Origin of the sequence: Frankia casuarinae (genome assembly GCF_000013345.1) — a bacterium.
Taxonomy (GTDB): Bacteria; Actinomycetota; Actinomycetes; order Frankiales; family Frankiaceae; genus Frankia; species Frankia casuarinae.
In genome coordinates this window covers 1,693,496-1,710,802 of sequence record NC_007777.1, presented here as the reverse complement: position 1 = coordinate 1,710,802, position 17,307 = coordinate 1,693,496, and the positions used below count along the sequence as shown (strand labels likewise).

At 72.2% G+C, this 17,307-nt stretch carries 13 protein-coding genes; 2 read left to right on the top strand and 11 right to left on the bottom strand.

What is annotated here, in order from left to right; genetic code table 11:
* Window positions 1-4: 4 nt before the first annotated feature.
* Window positions 5-1,495, bottom strand: coding sequence for a cell division protein FtsZ (gene ftsZ, locus FRANCCI3_RS07130; RefSeq protein WP_011435860.1), 1,491 nt, complete (start codon window positions 1,493-1,495; stop codon window positions 5-7).
* Window positions 1,496-1,930: 435 nt separating this feature from the next.
* On the opposite strand from ftsZ, the gene murC reads away from it, so the two are divergent.
* Window positions 1,931-3,439, top strand: a complete 1,509-nt coding sequence (murC, locus tag FRANCCI3_RS07125; RefSeq protein ID WP_011435859.1) for a UDP-N-acetylmuramate--L-alanine ligase — start codon at window positions 1,931-1,933, stop codon at window positions 3,437-3,439.
* A 333-nt stretch (window positions 3,440-3,772) separates the two neighbouring features.
* On the top strand, window positions 3,773-4,222 hold the full coding sequence (locus FRANCCI3_RS07120; RefSeq protein ID WP_011435858.1) for a nitroreductase family deazaflavin-dependent oxidoreductase: 450 nt from the start codon (window positions 3,773-3,775) through the stop codon (window positions 4,220-4,222).
* Between the two features lie 57 nt (window positions 4,223-4,279).
* On the opposite strand, the gene murG is transcribed toward FRANCCI3_RS07120, so the two are convergent.
* The 10 genes from murG to mraZ all read right to left on the bottom strand — a co-directional run bounded on the left by murG (window position 4,280) and on the right by mraZ (window position 17,071).
* Window positions 4,280-5,410: an undecaprenyldiphospho-muramoylpentapeptide beta-N-acetylglucosaminyltransferase gene (gene murG, locus FRANCCI3_RS07115; RefSeq protein ID WP_011435857.1), complete on the bottom strand. Its 1,131-nt coding sequence runs from the start codon at window positions 5,408-5,410 to the stop codon at window positions 4,280-4,282.
* A gap of 3 nt (window positions 5,411-5,413) precedes the next feature.
* A complete protein-coding gene (gene ftsW, locus FRANCCI3_RS07110) occupies window positions 5,414-7,006 on the bottom strand; it encodes a putative lipid II flippase FtsW (RefSeq protein ID WP_011435856.1) in 1,593 nt (530 codons plus the stop codon).
* A 2-nt stretch (window positions 7,007-7,008) separates the two neighbouring features.
* Window positions 7,009-8,424, bottom strand: coding sequence for a UDP-N-acetylmuramoyl-L-alanine--D-glutamate ligase (gene murD, locus FRANCCI3_RS07105; RefSeq protein ID WP_011435855.1), 1,416 nt, complete (start codon window positions 8,422-8,424; stop codon window positions 7,009-7,011).
* 4 nt (window positions 8,425-8,428) lie between these two features.
* Window positions 8,429-9,496: a phospho-N-acetylmuramoyl-pentapeptide-transferase gene (gene mraY, locus FRANCCI3_RS07100; RefSeq protein WP_011435854.1), complete on the bottom strand. Its 1,068-nt coding sequence runs from the start codon at window positions 9,494-9,496 to the stop codon at window positions 8,429-8,431.
* A 49-nt stretch (window positions 9,497-9,545) separates the two neighbouring features.
* On the bottom strand, window positions 9,546-10,949 hold the full coding sequence (gene murF, locus FRANCCI3_RS07095; RefSeq protein WP_011435853.1) for a UDP-N-acetylmuramoyl-tripeptide--D-alanyl-D-alanine ligase: 1,404 nt from the start codon (window positions 10,947-10,949) through the stop codon (window positions 9,546-9,548).
* Window positions 10,946-12,580 carry a UDP-N-acetylmuramoyl-L-alanyl-D-glutamate--2,6-diaminopimelate ligase gene (locus FRANCCI3_RS07090; protein WP_011435852.1) on the bottom strand — a complete coding sequence of 545 codons (1,635 nt, stop codon included), beginning with the start codon at window positions 12,578-12,580 and terminating at the stop codon, window positions 10,946-10,948. The genes murF and FRANCCI3_RS07090 overlap by 4 nt, the downstream gene beginning before the upstream one ends.
* 73 nt (window positions 12,581-12,653) lie before the next feature.
* Entirely contained in the window at window positions 12,654-14,576 is a 1,923-nt protein-coding gene (locus FRANCCI3_RS07085) for a peptidoglycan D,D-transpeptidase FtsI family protein (protein WP_308726843.1), read from the bottom strand.
* Window positions 14,577-14,662: 86 nt separating this feature from the next.
* Complete coding sequence (locus tag FRANCCI3_RS07080) at window positions 14,663-15,328, bottom strand: hypothetical protein (RefSeq protein WP_011435850.1); 666 nt, start codon at window positions 15,326-15,328, stop codon at window positions 14,663-14,665.
* A 101-nt stretch (window positions 15,329-15,429) separates the two neighbouring features.
* The gene (rsmH, locus tag FRANCCI3_RS07075; protein WP_035730593.1) at window positions 15,430-16,416 is read right to left on the bottom strand and encodes a 16S rRNA (cytosine(1402)-N(4))-methyltransferase RsmH; all 987 of its coding nucleotides are present in this window, start codon (window positions 16,414-16,416) and stop codon (window positions 15,430-15,432) included.
* Window positions 16,417-16,639: 223 nt separating this feature from the next.
* Entirely contained in the window at window positions 16,640-17,071 is a 432-nt protein-coding gene (gene mraZ / locus FRANCCI3_RS07070) for a division/cell wall cluster transcriptional repressor MraZ (protein WP_011435848.1), read from the bottom strand.
* Window positions 17,072-17,307 lie beyond the last annotated feature (236 nt).

Below are 17,307 nucleotides of genomic sequence, written 5' to 3'. Positions count from 1 at the left end.
CCGGCTACTTGAGGAAGTCCGGCACGTCCAACTCGTCGTCGTCGGCCACCGGCCGCACCGGCCGGCGAGGCGGGTAGGTCGGCCGGGGAGCAGTGCGCGGCGGCTCCGGGCGGTGCTGACCATAGGCCTGATCGACCGGCGGCTCCACCGGTTCACGGTTCGGCGGGGCGAGGCGAGACTCGATCGTCGGGATCACGGTCGATTCGGCCGTGGCGGCCGCAGCGGGTTCGTTCGAGGCCGGCGCCCCCGGCAGCGGTTCCGGGTGGTAATGACCGACGTTCGACGGCGCGATCGGCGGCGGGGGTGCCTGCAGGTAGCTCGGTGTGGGCGGCGGGACCGGCGCGACGGGCGGGGGCGCGGCGGGGGTGGCGGGGGCGGCGGGCGGCGTCCGAGACGGGACTGTGGAGATCGTCGGCAGCGGCGGCAGGATCGTTGTCGCGGGCGAGGTGGCCGGGGCGGCCACCGTCGGCGGCCCGGCAGCCGACCCGCCGGCCGGCCCCGGCGGGCGCCGCTGCCCCGCCGCGTTGAGGGTGCGGGTCCGCCGGTCCTGGACGGTGTCGAAGCCGGCGGCGATGACCGTCACCCGCACCTCGTCCCCGAGTGCGTCGTCGATGACCGCACCGAAGATGATGTTCGCTTCCGGGTGGGCCGCGTCGGCGACCAGCTCGGCGGCCGCGTTGATCTCGAACAGGCCGAGGTCCGACCCACCCGAGATGTTGAGCAGCACCCCCTGAGCCCCGTCCATGCTCGCCTCGAGCAGGGGGGACGCGATGGCCTGTTCGGCGGCGACGGTGGCCCGGTCGTCGCCGCGGGCCCGTCCGATGCCCATCAGGGCGCTGCCGGCATGGGACATGACCGTCTTGACGTCGGCGAAGTCCAGGTTGATCAGGCCGGGCGTGGTGATCAGGTCAGTGATGCCCTGGACACCGGAGAGCAACACCTGGTCGGCGCTGCGGAAGGCGTCGAGAACGCTGATGTCCCGGTCCGTCATCGCCAGCAGACGGTCGTTCGGGATGACGATGAGGGTGTCGACCTCATTACGCAAAGTGTCGATACCGGTGTCGGCCTGAGTGGCCCGGCGCCGACCCTCGAAGGTGAACGGCCGGGTGACCACACCGATGGTGAGTGCTCCGAGGGAGCGGGCGACGTTCGCGACGACCGGCGCACCGCCGGTACCCGTGCCACCACCCTCACCCGCGGTGACGAAGACCATGTCGGCCCCCTTGAGGACCTCCTCGATCTCCTCCCGGTGATCCTCGGCAGCCTGGCGGCCGACCTCGGGGTCGGCTCCGGCGCCGAGGCCTCGGGTGAGCTCACGGCCGACATCGAGTTTCACGTCGGCGTCGCTCATGAGCAGGGCCTGGGCATCGGTGTTGATGGCGATGAACTCGACGCCCTTGAGACCGACTTCGATCATCCGGTTGACGGCGTTGACGCCACCACCACCGATCCCGACGACCTTGATGACCGCGAGATAGTTCTGTGGGGCAGCCATGCGGTGTCGGTCCTCCAGCGGCGTCGGTGGTCGGACGGGGGTTACCCCGCCCCTGCGCCGCCGCGGGAAGGCGGAGCCGCGCGGCGAGCGAGGAAAGCAGTCGAAGTCTCAACCTTCACCGTCAGCTAGACGGTTACAGTTATGTCAACTTCCGACTGTGGATCGGACAGTAGGCACGGCTTCGGCGGTGGTCAAGGACGCTGTCGGCGCGTCACGACTTTCCCCGCATGGTGGCTTCGCCACAATGCGGGGACCCCCGCCCCGGAAGGAGTCTGTGGTAACCGTGACTCGCCTCCGGCGACCTTCCCGGCGCAGCCGACGGGGGCTTCGTCTCAATGTACGGACCCCGATCAATGTACGGATCCCGACGCCTGGCCGTGCCACGGATCAAGAGACCTCACCACCACCGGGGCCGATGATGGTGTACTGCCTCCCGTGACCGGTCAGCGCACCCAGCACGTCCATTTCCTCGGCATCGGAGGCAGCGGCCTGTCTCCGCTGGCCCAGATCCATCTCGCGGGCGGCGGGACGGTGAGCGGCAGTGACTCCGAAGACTCGCCCCGGGTGGCGACCCTACGCGCACGGGGGGTACCGATCCGGATCGGGGCCACGCCCGGTCCGGCCGCCTTCGCCGCCGAGCTCGCCGGTGCGGATGTCGTGGTCGCGTCCAGTGCGCTGCCCGACGACCATCCGGAGATCGTCGCCGCCCGCGCGCTCGGTCTGCCCGTGCGCCGCCGTTCGGAATGGCTACCGGAGCTCACCGCCGGCTACCGGCTGGTCGCCGTCGCCGGTTCGCACGGCAAGTCGACCACCTCGGCGATGCTCACCCTGGTCCTGCGCGCCGCCGGGCTGGATCCCACGGCGGTCATCGGCGCGGAGGTGTCACAGCTGGGAGGGAACGCGCTGGCCGGCTCCGGCGACGTCTTCGTCCTGGAGTCCGACGAGTACGGCGGCGCCTTCGCGGGCCTCGACCCGAGCATCGCCGTCATCACCAACGTCGAGTGGGAGCACCCTGACGTCTTCCCCGACGAGGCATCGGTCCGGACGGCCTTCGCCGCGTTCGCCCGACGGGTCCGGCCGGGTGGACGACTGGTCGTCTGCGGAGATCATCCCGGGGTGGTCGCCGTCCTCACCGAGCTGGGTCGCCAGCGGCCCGGCAATGACGTCGCGGTGAATGACGTCGCGGTGATCGACTACGGCTTCGGTGCCGAACGCCACTGGCGCGCCGTCGACGTCGTCACCACCGCGGGGGACGACATGACCAGGGCGACCGTCCTGCGGGCCGGTCAGGAGATCGGCGCGCTGACCCTGACGGTACCCGGCCGGCACTCGGTGCTGAACGCGCTCGCGGTCCTCGCCACCGCCACCGAGCTGGGAGTCGCTCCCGCCCAGACCCTCACCACCCTGACGACCTTCACCGGCGCGGCCCGACGGTTCGAGTTCGTGGGCTTCTGGAACGGCCCCGCCGACAGCACCGGCGTCGGACCCGCCGGAGGTCCGGGCAGCCTGGAGGTGATCGACGACTACGCGCATCATCCGACGGAGGTCCGTCTGACGCTCGCCGCGGCCCGTTCACGGGCTCGGGGACGGCAGATCTGGACGGTACTCCAGCCACATACGTTCAGTCGGTTCGCCGCGCTACTGGACGACTTCGCGGCCGCGTTCAGCGACGCCGACCGGGTGTACGTCACCGACATCTATGCCGCCCGCGAGACCGACGACCTCGGTCTGCATGCCGTCGACCTGGTCAAGCGGGTGAGCGAGCCGGCGGCAACATACTACGTGTCCTGGCCCGAACTCGTCGAACGACTCGCCACGGACGTCCGCGTCACCCTGAGCGACGAGGCGTCGCGGGGGATCCTGCTGCTCACGCTCGGAGCGGGAACGATCACCACGGTCGGTCCCCGGCTGCTGGCCGCCCTGGGCTTCTCGGCGGCCGGTTGACCGTTGCATGTGAGCGTCCAATGGCGCTCTCATGCCGCCTTACCTCGCCGCGACGGGTACTCCCCCACGGCCGTCCGAACGGCGGTGAGGTACCGCGGTGGGGTACCGTCGAAAACAAGAAGGGCTTCAATTCTCTCGTACAAAGAAGTGCCATCCGATGCCCGTGAGACGGCGCCTCCTCCCCGGCGTGAAAGCGGCACCGCGCCGCGGACCCGTAACGCCGACGCGACGTCCCGGGCGATGATCCTGCCGGCTGTTGCCCGGCGTCGATGGTTGACTGCCGCAACACGCCCCCGCCGGCATGGCCGGCGGCGACAGGTGAGGATCGAGACGATGGCCGACACGCAGGACCCGCGCAGACCTGGCTTCGACGTCAGGGCGGTCAATCAGACCGTGATCGCCGAGTACCGGGCGACTGGCGGCGTGTTGGAGAAGACGCTGCCCGGTTCCAGGCTGGTGCTCGTGACGACGACCGGGCGGCGCAGCGGGAAGGAGCACACCACCCCGCTGGGGTACGTCATGGACGGCGGTCCCGGCCGCATCGTCGTCTTCGCGTCCAACATGGCCGCCCCACGGCATCCGGACTGGTACCAGAACCTGACGGCCGAGCCGAAGGTCGTGGTGGAGCTCGGCACCGACCGGTTCGAGGCCGAGGCGTTGACCGCCACCGGGGACGAGCGGCAGCGGCTCTACGAGGCACTGGTCGAGACGATGCCGGGGATCCGCGGCCACCAGGAGCAGGTGGAACGGGAGATCCCGGTGGTCGTGCTGGTCACGCTGTGATAACCGGCCAGCGTTGGACACCCCCTGGCTGTCCAGCGGCCGGGGACGGCGGAGCGGTCAGGGAGCCGCGTGCCGCGGGCGGGATCGCCGCCGGGTGGCGGCGGCGTCCCGGATCATGGCGACGATCGCGGCGGCGGCCTGGGGATGGCCGCTGCCGGCGCAGGCGGCCGACATCTTCGCCAGCCGTTCGGCGGAGATGAGCACCGGCAGCGCGTTCTCGAGCAGCCAGGACGCGCTGAGCTCGGCGTCGTCGACGAGGAGACCACCGCCGGCCTCCACCGTCGGCAGCGCGTTGCGGCGCTGCTCACCGTTGCCGTGCGGCAGGGGGACGTACACCGCCGGGAGCCCCGCCGCGGCGAGTTCCGCGCATGTCATCGCGCCCGACCGGCACAGGGTCATGTCGGCCGCGGCGTAGGCCGAGGGGATGTGGTCGAGGTACGGCCGCAGCTCGTATGGCGTGGGCAGGTCGAGGGGCAGCGCCGCGGCGACCTCGTCGAAGTTCTTCGGTCCGGTCGCGTGCAGCACCTGGATCCCGGCGGCGGCAAGGGGATGCGCCGCCGCCGTCATCACCTGGTTGAGCGAGCGGGCGCCCTGCGAACCGCCGAAGACGAGCAGGGTCGGCCGGTGCGGGTCGAGCCCGTAGCGCGCCCGGGCGGCCCGCATCGCGGCCGGGGAACGGTCGAGGGTGAGGATCTCCCCCCGCAGCGGGATCCCGGTGAGCGTCGCGCCGCGCAGGGGCGTGCTCGGGTAGGACGTGGCGACGAACGGGGTGAGCCGGGCGCCGAGCCGGTTGGCCAGTCCCGGCAGCGGGTTCGCCTCGTGCACCACGATCGGGATGCCGCGGCGCCGGGCGGCGAGGTACGCGGGCGCGGACACGTATCCACCGAACCCCACGACCACGTCCGCCCGAACCAGGTCGAGGGTCTCCCCCGCCTGACAGATCGCGTCGAGGAACCGGGCGGGCAGCTTGAACACGGCCGGGGTGGGGCGGCGCGGCATCGGGACCTTCGGCACCGTCGCCAACTCATGGCCCCGGGCGGGCACCAGGCGCGCCTCCAGACCGGTCGCGGTGCCGAGCAGGGTCAGCCGTACCCGGGAGTCGGTCGCCCGCAGCGCGTCCGCGACGGCGAGTGCGGGTTCCACGTGGCCGGCTGTCCCGCCGCCGGCGAGCACTACGCTTCGCAACATCGGTCAAGACGATGACACATCACGCCGTCTCCCGGGCAGCCCGGCCCCGGTCACCCGGGCCCGCACACGGGATGATATGCGCCCCGACGAACGCCCCGACCCGGACTCCGGCACCGGACCCACCGGACCCGACCGCGCGTCGTCGACCGGTACGAGGCCGAGGTCCGGTCGGTGGCCCCGGCGGCCGGGCGGCCGCCTCTCCTCCCGCGGTATCACCCCGGTGGCATCGGCGCGCCGCTCCCGGCCGCGGCGCCAGCGCTGGCGGCGCCGGCCGGACGCGGCGAGACGCGCGGCGTGGCGTTCCTCGGCCCGTCGGGACAAGAATTCGGCCGCGGCCGGCTCGGACCGGGCGAAGGAGAGCAGCATGCCGAGGGCCGCGAGGGTCGGCAGCAACGCGGAGCCACCGAACGACACCAGCGGAAGGGTGACGCCGGTAATCGGCAACAGACCCACGACGGCACCTATGTTGACCACCGCCTGGACGAGGATCCAGGCGGTGACCCCCGCTGCGGCGAGCCGGACGAACAGCTCGTCACAACGGTGCGCAATCCGCAGGCCCGCGTATCCCAGCACGCCGAACAGGCCCACCACCACCAGGCTGCCGACCAGCCCGAGTTCCTCGCCGATGATCGCGAGGATGAAGTCGGTGTGCACCGCGGGCAGTAACTGCGGCCACTTCTCCCGGGATGCGCCAAGGCCCTCCCCCCACCAGCCGCCGGTCGACAGGGCATAGATGCCCTGCACGGCCTGGAAGCCGTCGCCGTGCGCGTCGGCGAACGGATCGGTGAACGACAGCAGGCGCCGGACGCGGTAGGGCTCGACCACGGCGAGGACCGACGCCGCCGCGACCATCGATCCCAGGATCCCGGTGTAGAGGCGCATCGGGGTACCGATCACCCACAGCACGGTCAACGGCACGACGGTCACGCAGATCGCCCCGCCGAGATCCGGTTCCAGCAGCAGCAGCAGGTCGATGAACAGGAACACCGGGACCAGCGGAACGAGCAGGTGTTTGGGGTCGGACAGCAGCCGCCGTTTGCGGACAAGCAGATCCGAACACCACAGCGCAAGGGCGATCTTCGCCAACTCGCTGGGCTGGATCGTGATCGGCCCGACGACGATCCACTGGCGGGCGCCACCACGCACGCTGCCGATACCCGGGATGAGCACCGCCATCAGCATCAGCACGGTCCCGAGCAACAACGGGTAGGCAAAGGCGCGGAAGACCCGCACAGGCAGCCGGGAGGCGACGGCGACCACCGGCAGACCGATCGCGACCCAGATCACCTGCCGGATGAACAGCGTGTAGGAGGAGCCGAAGTCGGCGTAGGAGCGCACGCTCGACGCCGACAGGACCATGACCAGTCCGAGCACCAGCAGCAGAGCGGCCGAGGACAGCAGCAGGTAGTAGGACGCCAACGGCCGGTCGAGCAGCGGCAGCCGTGCTTCGGCCCCGTCCGCCGCGCCGGTTCCCCCGCCGGCGGAGTCGGGCTCGGCCGCGGAGCCGGTTCGCACGGCTTTGGGCCCTCGCGCCGCCCGCGCGGGCCGCGCCGACGTCCCGGTGGACGGCGGCGACGACGCTCCCGACCCCGCCACGGTTACCCCTCTCGTGCGCGGACCGCCGCCGCGAACAGATCTCCGCGCGCCGCGTAGTCCCGGAACATGTCCATCGAGGCCGCGGCCGGCGCCAAGAGCACAGTGTCACCGGTGGTCGCGAACGCCGCCGCAGCCTTCACCGCATCGTCCATGCCGTCAGCCCGTTCCACGGGGACATCGGGGGCGTGTCGGGCGAGAGCGGCGGCGATCTCATCGGCGCAGCGCCCGATGAGGACCGCGGCGCGCAGCACCCGGCGCGCGTCGCGGACGAGATCGTCGAAGGCGAGGCCCTTGTTGAGGCCGCCCGCGATCCACACCACCGAGGGGTAGCCGGCCAGCGACGCGGCGGCGGCGTGTGGGTTCGTCGCCTTGCTGTCATCCACCCAGCGGACCCCGTCGATGACGGCCACCTCGGCGTTGCGGTGGGCGCCGGGCCGGAAAGCGACGAGCGCCGCGCCGATCGCGGCCGGGCCAACGCCCTCGGCGCGGGCAAGCGCGGCGGCGGCCAGCGCATTGGAGATCATGTGCGGACTTGTCAGCACGAGGTCACGGACGGCGACCAGCCGCCCGCCACCGAAGGCGTCGTCGACGAGGTGGCCGTCGACGACGGTCAGGCCGGGCCGCGGCCGGGCCGCCGGGTCGAGACCGAACAGGACCCGCCGCCCCGGAGCGGCGGCGAGCAGGTCCGCGCTGGTTGCGTCGTCGGCGTTGCCGATCGCGGTCGTCCCGGGACGACGCCAGATCCCCGCCTTCGCTGCCGCATAGGCCGCCGCGCCCCCGTGCCAGTCGAGATGGTCGGGGGCGACGTTGAGCACGGCCGCGGCGAGGGGGGCCATGGTGTGGGTGTAATGGAGCTGGAAGCTGGACAGTTCCACCGCGAGGGTCTCGTAGGGCGGCTCGGCGGCAACCGCGTCCACGATCGGGGTCCCGATGTTCCCGGCGGTGGTGGATCGCCGGCCACCGGCGGCGAGCATCGCGCCGAGCATCTCGGTGGTCGTCGTCTTGCCGTTCGTTCCCGTGACGGCGAGCCACCGGCTCCCACCCCGCCACCGCCAGGCGAGCTCCACCTCCCCCCAGACCGGGATCCCGGCGCCGGCCGCCCCGGTGATCAGCGGGGCCGTCGGCGGGACGCCGGGCGAGGTGACGACGAGGGCGCTGTCCCCGGGGCCGGCCGGCAGGCCGCCGAGGTTCACCTCGGCCCCGAGCGCCCGCAGCGTCGCGGCCGCACCCTGGTGACGTGGGGAGTCGCCGGCGTCGACGACCCGGACCCGCGCACCGCGGGCAAGCAGCGCCCGGGCCGCGGCGAGCCCGGAGACCCCGATCCCGACGACCAGCACGGGCAGGCCCGCCCAGGAGATCGAGGTCGTGAGGTTGCCTGGGCCCTGACCGTCGCCCGGGCCCTGACCGTCGCCCGTCATGGCGTCAGCCACCTCCGTGGGAGAGGAACTCCGCGTAGAACAGGCCCAGGCCGAAGGCCACCGCGAGTCCCGAGACGATCCAGAATCTGATGATCACCGTCGTCTCGGGCCATTCGGCGAGCTCGAAATGGTGATGGATCGGCGCCATGTTGAACACGCGTTTCTTCGTCGCCTTGAAGAACGCGACCTGGATCATCACGGACAGGGTCTCGATGACGAACAGGCCGCCGAGGACGACGAGAAGCAGCTCGGTCCGGCTGACGATCGCGATACTGGCGAAGGCACCGCCCAGCGCGAGCGACCCGGTGTCCCCCATGAAGATCTTCGCCGGGCTGGCGTTCCACCACAGGAACCCGAAACAGGCCCCCATCGCCGCCGCCGCGACCAGCGCGACGTCGAGGGGATCACGCACGAGGTAACAGCCCGCCTCGGCCGCGTGCGGCTCGCACAGGTTGCCGAACTGCCAGAAGGAGATGATGACGTACGCGCCGAACACCATTGCCGAGGTGCCGGCCGCGAGGCCGTCGAGGCCGTCGGTGAGGTTCACCGCGTTAGAGGTCGCGGCGATGATGATCCAGGCCAGCAAGGGAAAGGCGATGATGCCGACGGAGAGACTCGTGTCCCGCACGATCGAGATGTACGTCGAGCCGGGGAGCAGCCCGGCGTCGTTCTTGAACCGGACGGCCAGCAGGCCGAAGACGATCGCGACCGCGGCCTGCCCGGTGAACTTCATCCGGGCGGTGAGCCCGAGGCTGCGCTGCTTGCGGATCTTGATGTAGTCGTCCAGAAAGCCGACCAGGCCAAGCCCGGTCATCACCATCAGCACAAGCAGACCCGACGCGGTGAACCCGATGCCGGTCACCAGGTGGGCCAGGAAGTACCCGGCCAGGGCAGCGACAATGATGACAGTGCCCCCCATCGTGGGGGTGCCCCGCTTGGTCAGGTGGCTGGACGGCCCGTCCTCGCGGATCTCCTGGCCATATCCCTGCCGGCGGAAGAGCCGGATCACCCAGGGTGTGCCCAGCAACGACACGACCAACGCGACCATGGCCGCGATAAGAACGCCTCTCACGCGTGCGTCACCCGCGCGGGTCCGCGTGTGTGAAGCCAGCCGTCCGCCGTCATGTCCCCTCGATCCCGGCGCCGAGGACGCCGAATCTGGTCACCAACGCCTCGGCGACGCGCTCCAGACCGAAGGACCGGCTGGCCTTGACCAGTACCACGTCGTCCGGTCCGGCCTGCGCGGCCACCAGGGCCACCGCCTCCTCGGCGTCGGTCACCTCCACCGACTCCCCGTCCCAGGAGCCTTCCAGCGAGGCGCCCAGGTGGATATGGCGGGCCGCCGGACCCACCGCGATCAGTCGATCGACCCCGAGGCGGACCGCGAACCGGCCGAGCACGTCGTGCTCGGCGGCGGCGGCGTCACCGAGTTCCCCCATCGGACCGAGCACCGCGAACGCCCGGCCCTTCCCCCGCATGTCCACCAACGCCTTCAGCGCCGCCCGCATCGACTCCGGGTTCGCGTTGTAGGCGTCGTTGACGACCACCACCCCGGCCGCGGTGGAGGTCACCTCCATCCGCCACCGGCTGCGCGGGCGGGCGGCGGACAGCGCCGCGGCGACCCGGTCCGGGGACAGCCCCAGCCGGATCGCGACGGCCGCCGCGGCCAACGCGTTCGGCACCTGGTGCGCGCCGACGAGCCCGAGGGTCACCCGATGGTGCTCGCCGTGCGCCAGCAGGTCGAACGAGGCGCGGCCCAGCCGGTCGACATCGACGGCACCGGCCCGCACGTCGGCCCGTCCACCCTCCCCGAAAGTGATCACTTCGGCCGTCGTCCGAACCGCCATCGCCGCGACCAGCGGGTCATCGGCGTTGAGCACGACGGCCTCGCTCGCGGCCTCGGCAAGCTCGCCCTTAGCCGCGGCGATCCCCAGCCGGCCGTCGGCGTACTCGCCCAGGTGGGCACTGCCGACGTTGAGGACCACCCCCACAGCCGGGCGGGCTACCGCGCAGAGGGTGGCGATGTGCCCCGGACCGCGGGCACCCATCTCCAGGACGACGAACGCCGTGTCCGGCTCGGTGCGCAGCAGCGTCAGCGGCAGTCCGATCTCGTTGTTGAAGGAGCCGGGCGCGGCCACCGTCGGGGCGAGCCCGCCCAGCACGTCGGCGAGCAGGTCCTTGGTCGTCGTCTTGCCCGCCGACCCGGTCACGGCGACCACGGTGGCGGCGGCCAGATCACGGACGTACGCGGCGAGCGCGGCGAGCGCCGAAGGCGGATCGGGAACGATGACGGCCGGCTCGCCCACCGACCGGGCGGCGAGCACGGCGGACGCGCCGGCGGCGACGGCGGCGGCGGCGAAGTCGTGCCCGTCGACCCGGCTGCCAGCCAGGGCGACGAACAAGGCGCCGTCGCGGACCTCGCGGGAGTCGACGACGACCGAACGCACCGTGACGCCCGGGTCGGGCACCGCGTCGAGCCGGCCGCCGGTCGCCGACGCGACCTCGGCCAGGGTCAGCGGGATCATCTCCTCTCCACCGAGGAGAGCGCGGCGCGCAGGGCGACCCGATCGTCGAAGGGGGTCACCACCCCCGCCTGTTCCTGGCCCGACTCATGACCCTTGCCGGCGACAACGACGGCGTCCTGAGGTCCGGCCTCGGCCACGGCGGCCGCGATGGCCGCGGCGCGGTCCGGTTCGACCAAGACCGTGGCCGAGGCCGACAGCGCCGTGACCCCGGCGAGCATCTGGGCGAGGATCTCCGCCGGATCCTCCGAGCGCGGATTGTCGTTCGTGAGGATCGCGACGTCGGCGAGTGTCGCCGCGGCGGCCCCCATCAGCGGGCGCTTGCCGCGGTCGCGGTCGCCACCGCAGCCGAGCACGACGATGACCCTGCCCTTCACCAGCGGGCGAACCGTCTCGAGCAGCGTCGTGACCGCGTCCGGGGTGTGCGCGAAGTCGACCAGGGCCAGGAACGGCTGGCCGGCGTCGACCCGCTCCATCCGGCCGGGCACCCCGGGCAGGGAGCCGATCCCCGCCGCCGCCGTGGCCGGGGGGACCCCGATGGCGACGAGCAGCGCCAGCGCGCCGAGCGTGTTGGCGACGTTAAAGGCGCCGGGCAGCGGCACGGACAGATCCACCCGCAGCCCGTCCGGACCCTCGGCGCGCAGCAGTGTGCCGGTCGGCCCGTAGGAGACGTCCCGGGCCGTCCAGTCGGCCGGCCCCTCGACGGCGAACGTGATCGCGCCGGGATGCCGTTCGGCGAGCCGGCGGCCCCACCGGTCCGCCACGCCGATCACCGCGACGGCGGTCCGGGCCGGGTCGAACAGGGACGCCTTCGCCGCGAAGTAGTCCTCCATGGAGGAGTGGAAGTCCAGATGGTCCTGGCTGAGGTTGGTGAACACGGCCCCGGCGAAGTGCAGGGCGTCGGCCCGGTGCAGGGCCAGCGCGTGGCTGGACACCTCCATCGTGGCGGCCCCCACGCCACGCTCGACCATCGTGGCGAGCAGGGCCTGCAGGTCGCTCGCCTCCGGGGTGGTGCGGGCGGAGGCCAGCCGTTCGTCGGCGATCCGGGTCTCGATCGTGCCGATCAGGCCCGTGGTGTGGCCGGCGGCGCGCAGCCCGGCGTCGAGCAGGAAGGCCGTGGTCGTCTTCCCGTTGGTGCCGGTGACGCCGAGCAGGCGCAGCGCCGCAGAGGGATCACCGTAGATCCTCGCCGCCACCGGGGCGAGGTCGCGCCGTGGATCGTCGCTGACAAGCACCGGGACTTCCCCGGGGGGGCCGGGCGGCATGGCCGCGATCCGGCGGGCGCCCTCGGCGTCGGTGAGCACGGCGACGGCGCCGCCGGCCACCGCGGCGGCCGCGAAGGCCGCACCGTGCGTGTGGGCACCGGGCAGTGCCGCGTGGAGGTCGCCCGGCCGGACCGCATGCGAGTCGTGGGTGACGCCATGCACGATCACGTCCGTGTCCGTGTCCGCATGTGTGTCCGCATGTGTGTCCGACGGCGAATGTCCCGCACCCGCGAACGCCGCCGGCTCCGGGACGGGCGCCACGGCCGCGAGCACCGCGCGCAGATCGGCGAGGCTGCACGCGGGCGGGGCAGCCGGTCGAGGTGCCGGAGAGGTCACGGTCACGACCTTAGTGGGGGCGGGCACGGCCATCCCCACGGGCGCCCGGGCACGGCGGTGGTCCAGCCGACCTTCCCCGCCCACCACGTCCCGGCGCGGATCGCGATCATCTGTCCAGGTCGAGCAGGAGCGGTGCGGGCCTGGTGATCGGCTGTGGCACGCCGAGGGTGGTCAACGCGAAGGACATGACACGTTGGAACACGGGCGCGGCGACCTGACCGCCGAAGTAACCCTTCTTCGGGTTGTCCAGGACGATCTCCACCACCACCCGCGGATCATCCGCCGGGGCGAACCCGATGAACGAGGGAACGTAGCCCTGGTAACCGCCGTGCACCGGGTCGGGCCGTTTGGCGGTGCCCGTCTTGCCGGCCACCCGGTAACCGGGAACCTCGGCAAGCGGCGCCGTGCCCTCGTTCGTCGCCACCGCCTCGAGCATCCGGGTGAGCGTGGCCGCGGTCTGCGCGCTGACGACGCGCTGACCAGGCGGTTGGGGAGTCACCTTGACGACGCCGTCCGGACCGGTGATGGCGTCGACAAGCCGCGGGGTCACGCGAACACCGCCGTTCGCGATAGTCGCGTACACCGAGGCCATCTGGAGCGCCGTCGCCGACATGCCCTGCCCGTAGGAAATGGTGGCGGCCTGGCTGCCCGACCAGTCCCGGGCTGCCGGCAGCAGGCCGGCGCCCTCGCCGGGGAAGTTCAGACCCGTGCGGGCACCGAGCCCGAACGAGCGCAGCGCCTGCTCCAGCCCGATCCGCCCGACCCGCTCGGAGATCTCCACGGTGCCGATGTTGCTGGAGCGGGCCAGGACGCCGGCGGCGGTGAGATGTTCGACGCCGTGCGGCTCGGAGTCCTCGATGCGTACCCCACCCCGGGTGATGAACGGCGGGATGGTCATCGGGGTCTCGGAGGTGATCAGACCGCGGTCCAGCGCCGCGGCCATCGTGATCACTTTGTTGACGCTGCCGGGCTCGTAGGCGTCCCGCGTGGACCGATTGCCCAGCGCCGGGGTGTCCCGGGCGGTGATGTTGTTCGGGTCGAACTGCGGCGCGTCGGCCATCGCGAGGATGTCCCCGGTGCGGGGGTCCATCACGACGGCCGTGCCGCCGTCGGCCTCGGAGGTACGGACCGCGTCGGCGATCGCGTTCTGGGCGTTCCACTGGATGTCCCGCTCGAGGGTCAGGCGCAGCGAAGAACCCGGGATCGGGTCCTTCTCGCGGCTCTGGCCCGAGGGGATCTCGATGCCCGCCGGGTTCGCCTCCAGTCGGCGAAGGCCGTCGGTACCGCGCAGCACCTCGTCATACGCCAGCTCCAGCCCGCCGCCGCCCTCGAGGATGTCACCATCGCCGTGCCGCATGAACCCGATGACGTTCGCGGCCAGTTCCCGGGACGGGTAGGTGCGTCCGCGTTCCTCGGTGATGCCGATACCGCGCAGCCCCAGGGCGCTGACCTTCTCCGCCACGTCCGGAGTGAGCCCGCGGGCGAGGTAGACGAACTTGATGTGCTCGGCCGGGTCGGTGGTAAGCCGTCTGCGCAACGCCTCGGTGCTGTCGTCGAGGACCGGCGCGAGCTTCGCGGCCGTCCCCGCGATGTCCCTGACGTTCGTCGGGTTCGCGTAGACGGCCCGCAGCTCGACATACTGCGCGAGCGTGTGGCCCGCCCGGTCGGTGATGGCGCCACGCGCCGCGGGCAGCACGATGGTCCGCAGCCGCTGGGCCTCGGCCTGGGCCGCGTAGGTGGAGGCGGAGAAACCCTGCAGCTGGGTCAGGCGCAGCCCGAGGACACTGAGGACCGCGCACATGAGCACGATGGACACCCGCAGCCGCCGACGCGGGCTGCCCAGCCGGTAGGCGCGACGAGCCGGGGGGTGCCGCGGCCGGCTGACCCGACCGGGACGCCAGGGCACCGAGCCTGGCCGGCCCACATACCGGCCGCCCGGATACCGGCCGTCGTGCTCCTCGTCGCCGTACTCGTCCGCACCGGGCCCGTCGCCGACCGCCCGACCCGGGTCGTCGACATCCCTCCGCAACCGACCGCCATACACTGAAGGTGGCGGTGGAGGAACAAGGCGTAGCCGTCCGCGGCCGCGCTGAGGGGAGCCCGGGGGCGTCGAGCTCACTGCCCGGCTCCGGCCTTTCCCGCCGCCCCGATCGCGGCACCACCGGCCGCGGCAGCGTTCGCCCCGGTGGCGGGAAGGTGGGCGTGAGCGGTTCCGCCGGCACCACCCGCCGTCGCGCCGGCCGCTGGCTGACCGTTCTTCCCGGGACCGCCGGTCTTCCCGGGACCGCCGGCCGGGCTCGGGCCGGGCGATGCGGGCACGACGATGATGACGGATCCGCTGCCCGGTTCCCGGGCCAGGGTCCGGGAACCAACGGGCAGCGGAGCGCCCGGCGGAAGGTATTCCGGTATCCCGCCGGGGATCATGCCGTAGCGGGAGGCCTGCGCGGCCAGCGACGCCGGATCGGAGAGCTGGTCGGCATGCACCGACAGCGCCTGTTCCTCGTCGGCCAGGGCGGACGCCCGATTGCGCAGAGTGTTGGCCTGGAACGAGTTCTCCATCAACGCCAGGTTCAGCAGCAGCAGGCAGAGCAGACCAGCGCCCAGCAGGACCAGCAGCAACACGACGAAGGGACCCTTGCGGCCCCCGTCCGGCGCAGGCCGGACCACCGCGAGCCGCGCCCGGCTCGACGCCCGGCGCGGCTGCGGGCCGATGGCCGGAGCGGTCGCGGCGGCCGAGCGGGCCGCGGGCCGCCCCGTCGAGGGGGTCGGGGCGCTTGTCATCCGCCCAGGGCCCCCTTGCCCGGAGCCGGTCCGGGCGGAGCCGGTCCGGGCGGAGGCGGAACCGGAACGCCCGGCGCGGGCGAGCGGCTGCGCGGGAGCGGTCACGATGCACCTCCGGTCGGTTTCCGGGTGTGGTCCGGGTTCGGCGCGGTACGTTCGACGGCACGCAGGCGGACGGAGGCCGCCCGCGGGTTCTCGGCCTTCTCGGTCTCGCTCGCCGGTTCCGCACCTCGGGTCAACCAGCGCAACCTGGGGCCCGCGCCCTCGGGCACCACCGGCAGGTCCGGCGGGACCGAGGCCTCCGCGTAGCCGCGCAGTTGCCGCTTGACCAGCCGGTCCTCAAGCGAGTGGTACGACAGGACGACGAGCCGGCCGGACACGGCCAGCGCGTCGAAGGCCGCGGGCAACGCCCGGGCGAGCACGTCGAGTTCGGCGTTGACCTCGATACGTAACGCCTGGAAAGTGCGTTTTGCCGGATTGCCGCCGGTCCGCCGGGCCGGCGCCGGGATGGCGTCGCGTACCAGGTCGGCGAGCCGCGCCGAGGTGGCGAACGGGGTGACGGCCCTGGCCTGGACGATCGCACCGGCGATGCGGCGGGCGAAGCGCTCCTCGCCGTATTCCCGCAGGATGCGGGTCAGCGCGTCGGCATCGTAGGTGTTGAGGACGTCGGCGGCCGTCCTGCCCCGTGTCTGGTCCATCCGCATGTCCAGCGGCGCGTCCCGGGAGTAGGCGAACCCACGGTCGTCCGTGTCCAGCTGCAACGACGACACGCCGAGGTCGAACAGGATGCCCTGCACCACCGGATGACCGAGCCGGTCCAGGATCTCGGCCACCTCGTCGTAGACGGCGTGGACGAGCTCCACCCGGCCGGGGGCGAGCCCGTGCAGCCGCTCACCGCTGCGCTCCAGGGCGTCGGGGTCGCGGTCGAGCCCCACCAGCCGTACGTGCGGGAAGGCCGTGAGCACAGCCGCGGCATGCCCACCGAGACCCACCGTCGCGTCCACCACGATCGCTCCGGATGCCCGCAGGGCGGGAGCCAACAAAGTCAGTACACGGTCGGTCAGCACAGGCGTATGTGTGGCGTTCAGTGCTGAGCCTCCCTCGACCGCTCGTGGACCTCGTCTTCAGATGTGCTGACGGGCATGGGGGCTTCGTCGGCGGAAGCCACCGGGCGGCGGGCCCGGGTCGGGTGACCGGGGCCGACCGCCCTCGCGTACGTCCCGGATGCCGGCCGCCGGGGAAGGGACAGCCGGAGGGGACGGTGCGCGTGGCGAGCCCGCGGAGCACCCGGATCCATGAACCCAAGGCAGCTCAGATCACTCCGGGCAGGACCTCCTCGGACAGCTCGGCGAAGCTCTCCTCCTGGCTTTCCAGGTAGGCCTGCCACCGCTGGGCATCCCAGATCTCAATCCGGGTGTTGGCCCCATTGACCACGCAGTCGCGCATCAAGCCCGCGTAGGACCGCAGCGGAGCCGGAACCGTGATCCGCCCCTGCCGGTCCGGCACGTCGTCCGCGGCCGAGGAGAAGAACACCCGACTGTAGTCACGCAACGCCTTTGCGGTAACCGGAACGGTACGGAGGGACTCGCTGATCCGAGTGAACTCCGCCATCGGAAAGACGTACAGGCAGCGTTCCTGCCCCTTGGTGATCACAAGCCCCCCCTCCAACTCGTCGCGGAATTTCGCGGGCAGCGTCAGTCGCCCTTTGTCGTCGAGCCGCGGCGCGTGGCTGCCGAGAAACACCGGCAACCTCCTCGCCACTGCGAGGAAGACAGCGACAGGTCACCCCGCGACGGCCACCCGTAAGCTGCTGTCCCCCACTGCGCGCCACTCTACCCCACTCCCCCCCACCCGACACCCCCTCAACACCCCGCACCACCCCACCGAACCCCCTCTATCGGGGGTCGCCCGCGATACCTAAGAAGAAGGTGGTATAAATCGCAAAAAATCAGTACAAATGACTCTGGTGGGCGAAGGAA

What these genes read in the sequence shown, in the direction of transcription:
- ftsZ (WP_011435860.1), bottom strand. Translation starts at nt 1,495, where the DNA reads ATGGCTGCCCCACAGAACTATCTCGCGGTCATCAAGGTCGTCGGGATC.
- FRANCCI3_RS07120 (WP_011435858.1), top strand. Translation starts at nt 3,773, where the DNA reads ATGGCCGACACGCAGGACCCGCGCAGACCTGGCTTCGACGTCAGGGCG.
- murG (WP_011435857.1), bottom strand. Translation starts at nt 5,410, where the DNA reads ATGTTGCGAAGCGTAGTGCTCGCCGGCGGCGGGACAGCCGGCCACGTG.
- murD (WP_011435855.1), bottom strand. Translation starts at nt 8,424, where the DNA reads ATGACGGGCGACGGTCAGGGCCCGGGCGACGGTCAGGGCCCAGGCAAC.
- murF (WP_011435853.1), bottom strand. Translation starts at nt 10,949, where the DNA reads ATGATCCCGCTGACCCTGGCCGAGGTCGCGTCGGCGACCGGCGGCCGG.
- FRANCCI3_RS07090 (WP_011435852.1), bottom strand. Translation starts at nt 12,580, where the DNA reads ATGGCCGTGCCCGCCCCCACTAAGGTCGTGACCGTGACCTCTCCGGCA.
- FRANCCI3_RS07080 (WP_011435850.1), bottom strand. Translation starts at nt 15,328, where the DNA reads ATGACAAGCGCCCCGACCCCCTCGACGGGGCGGCCCGCGGCCCGCTCG.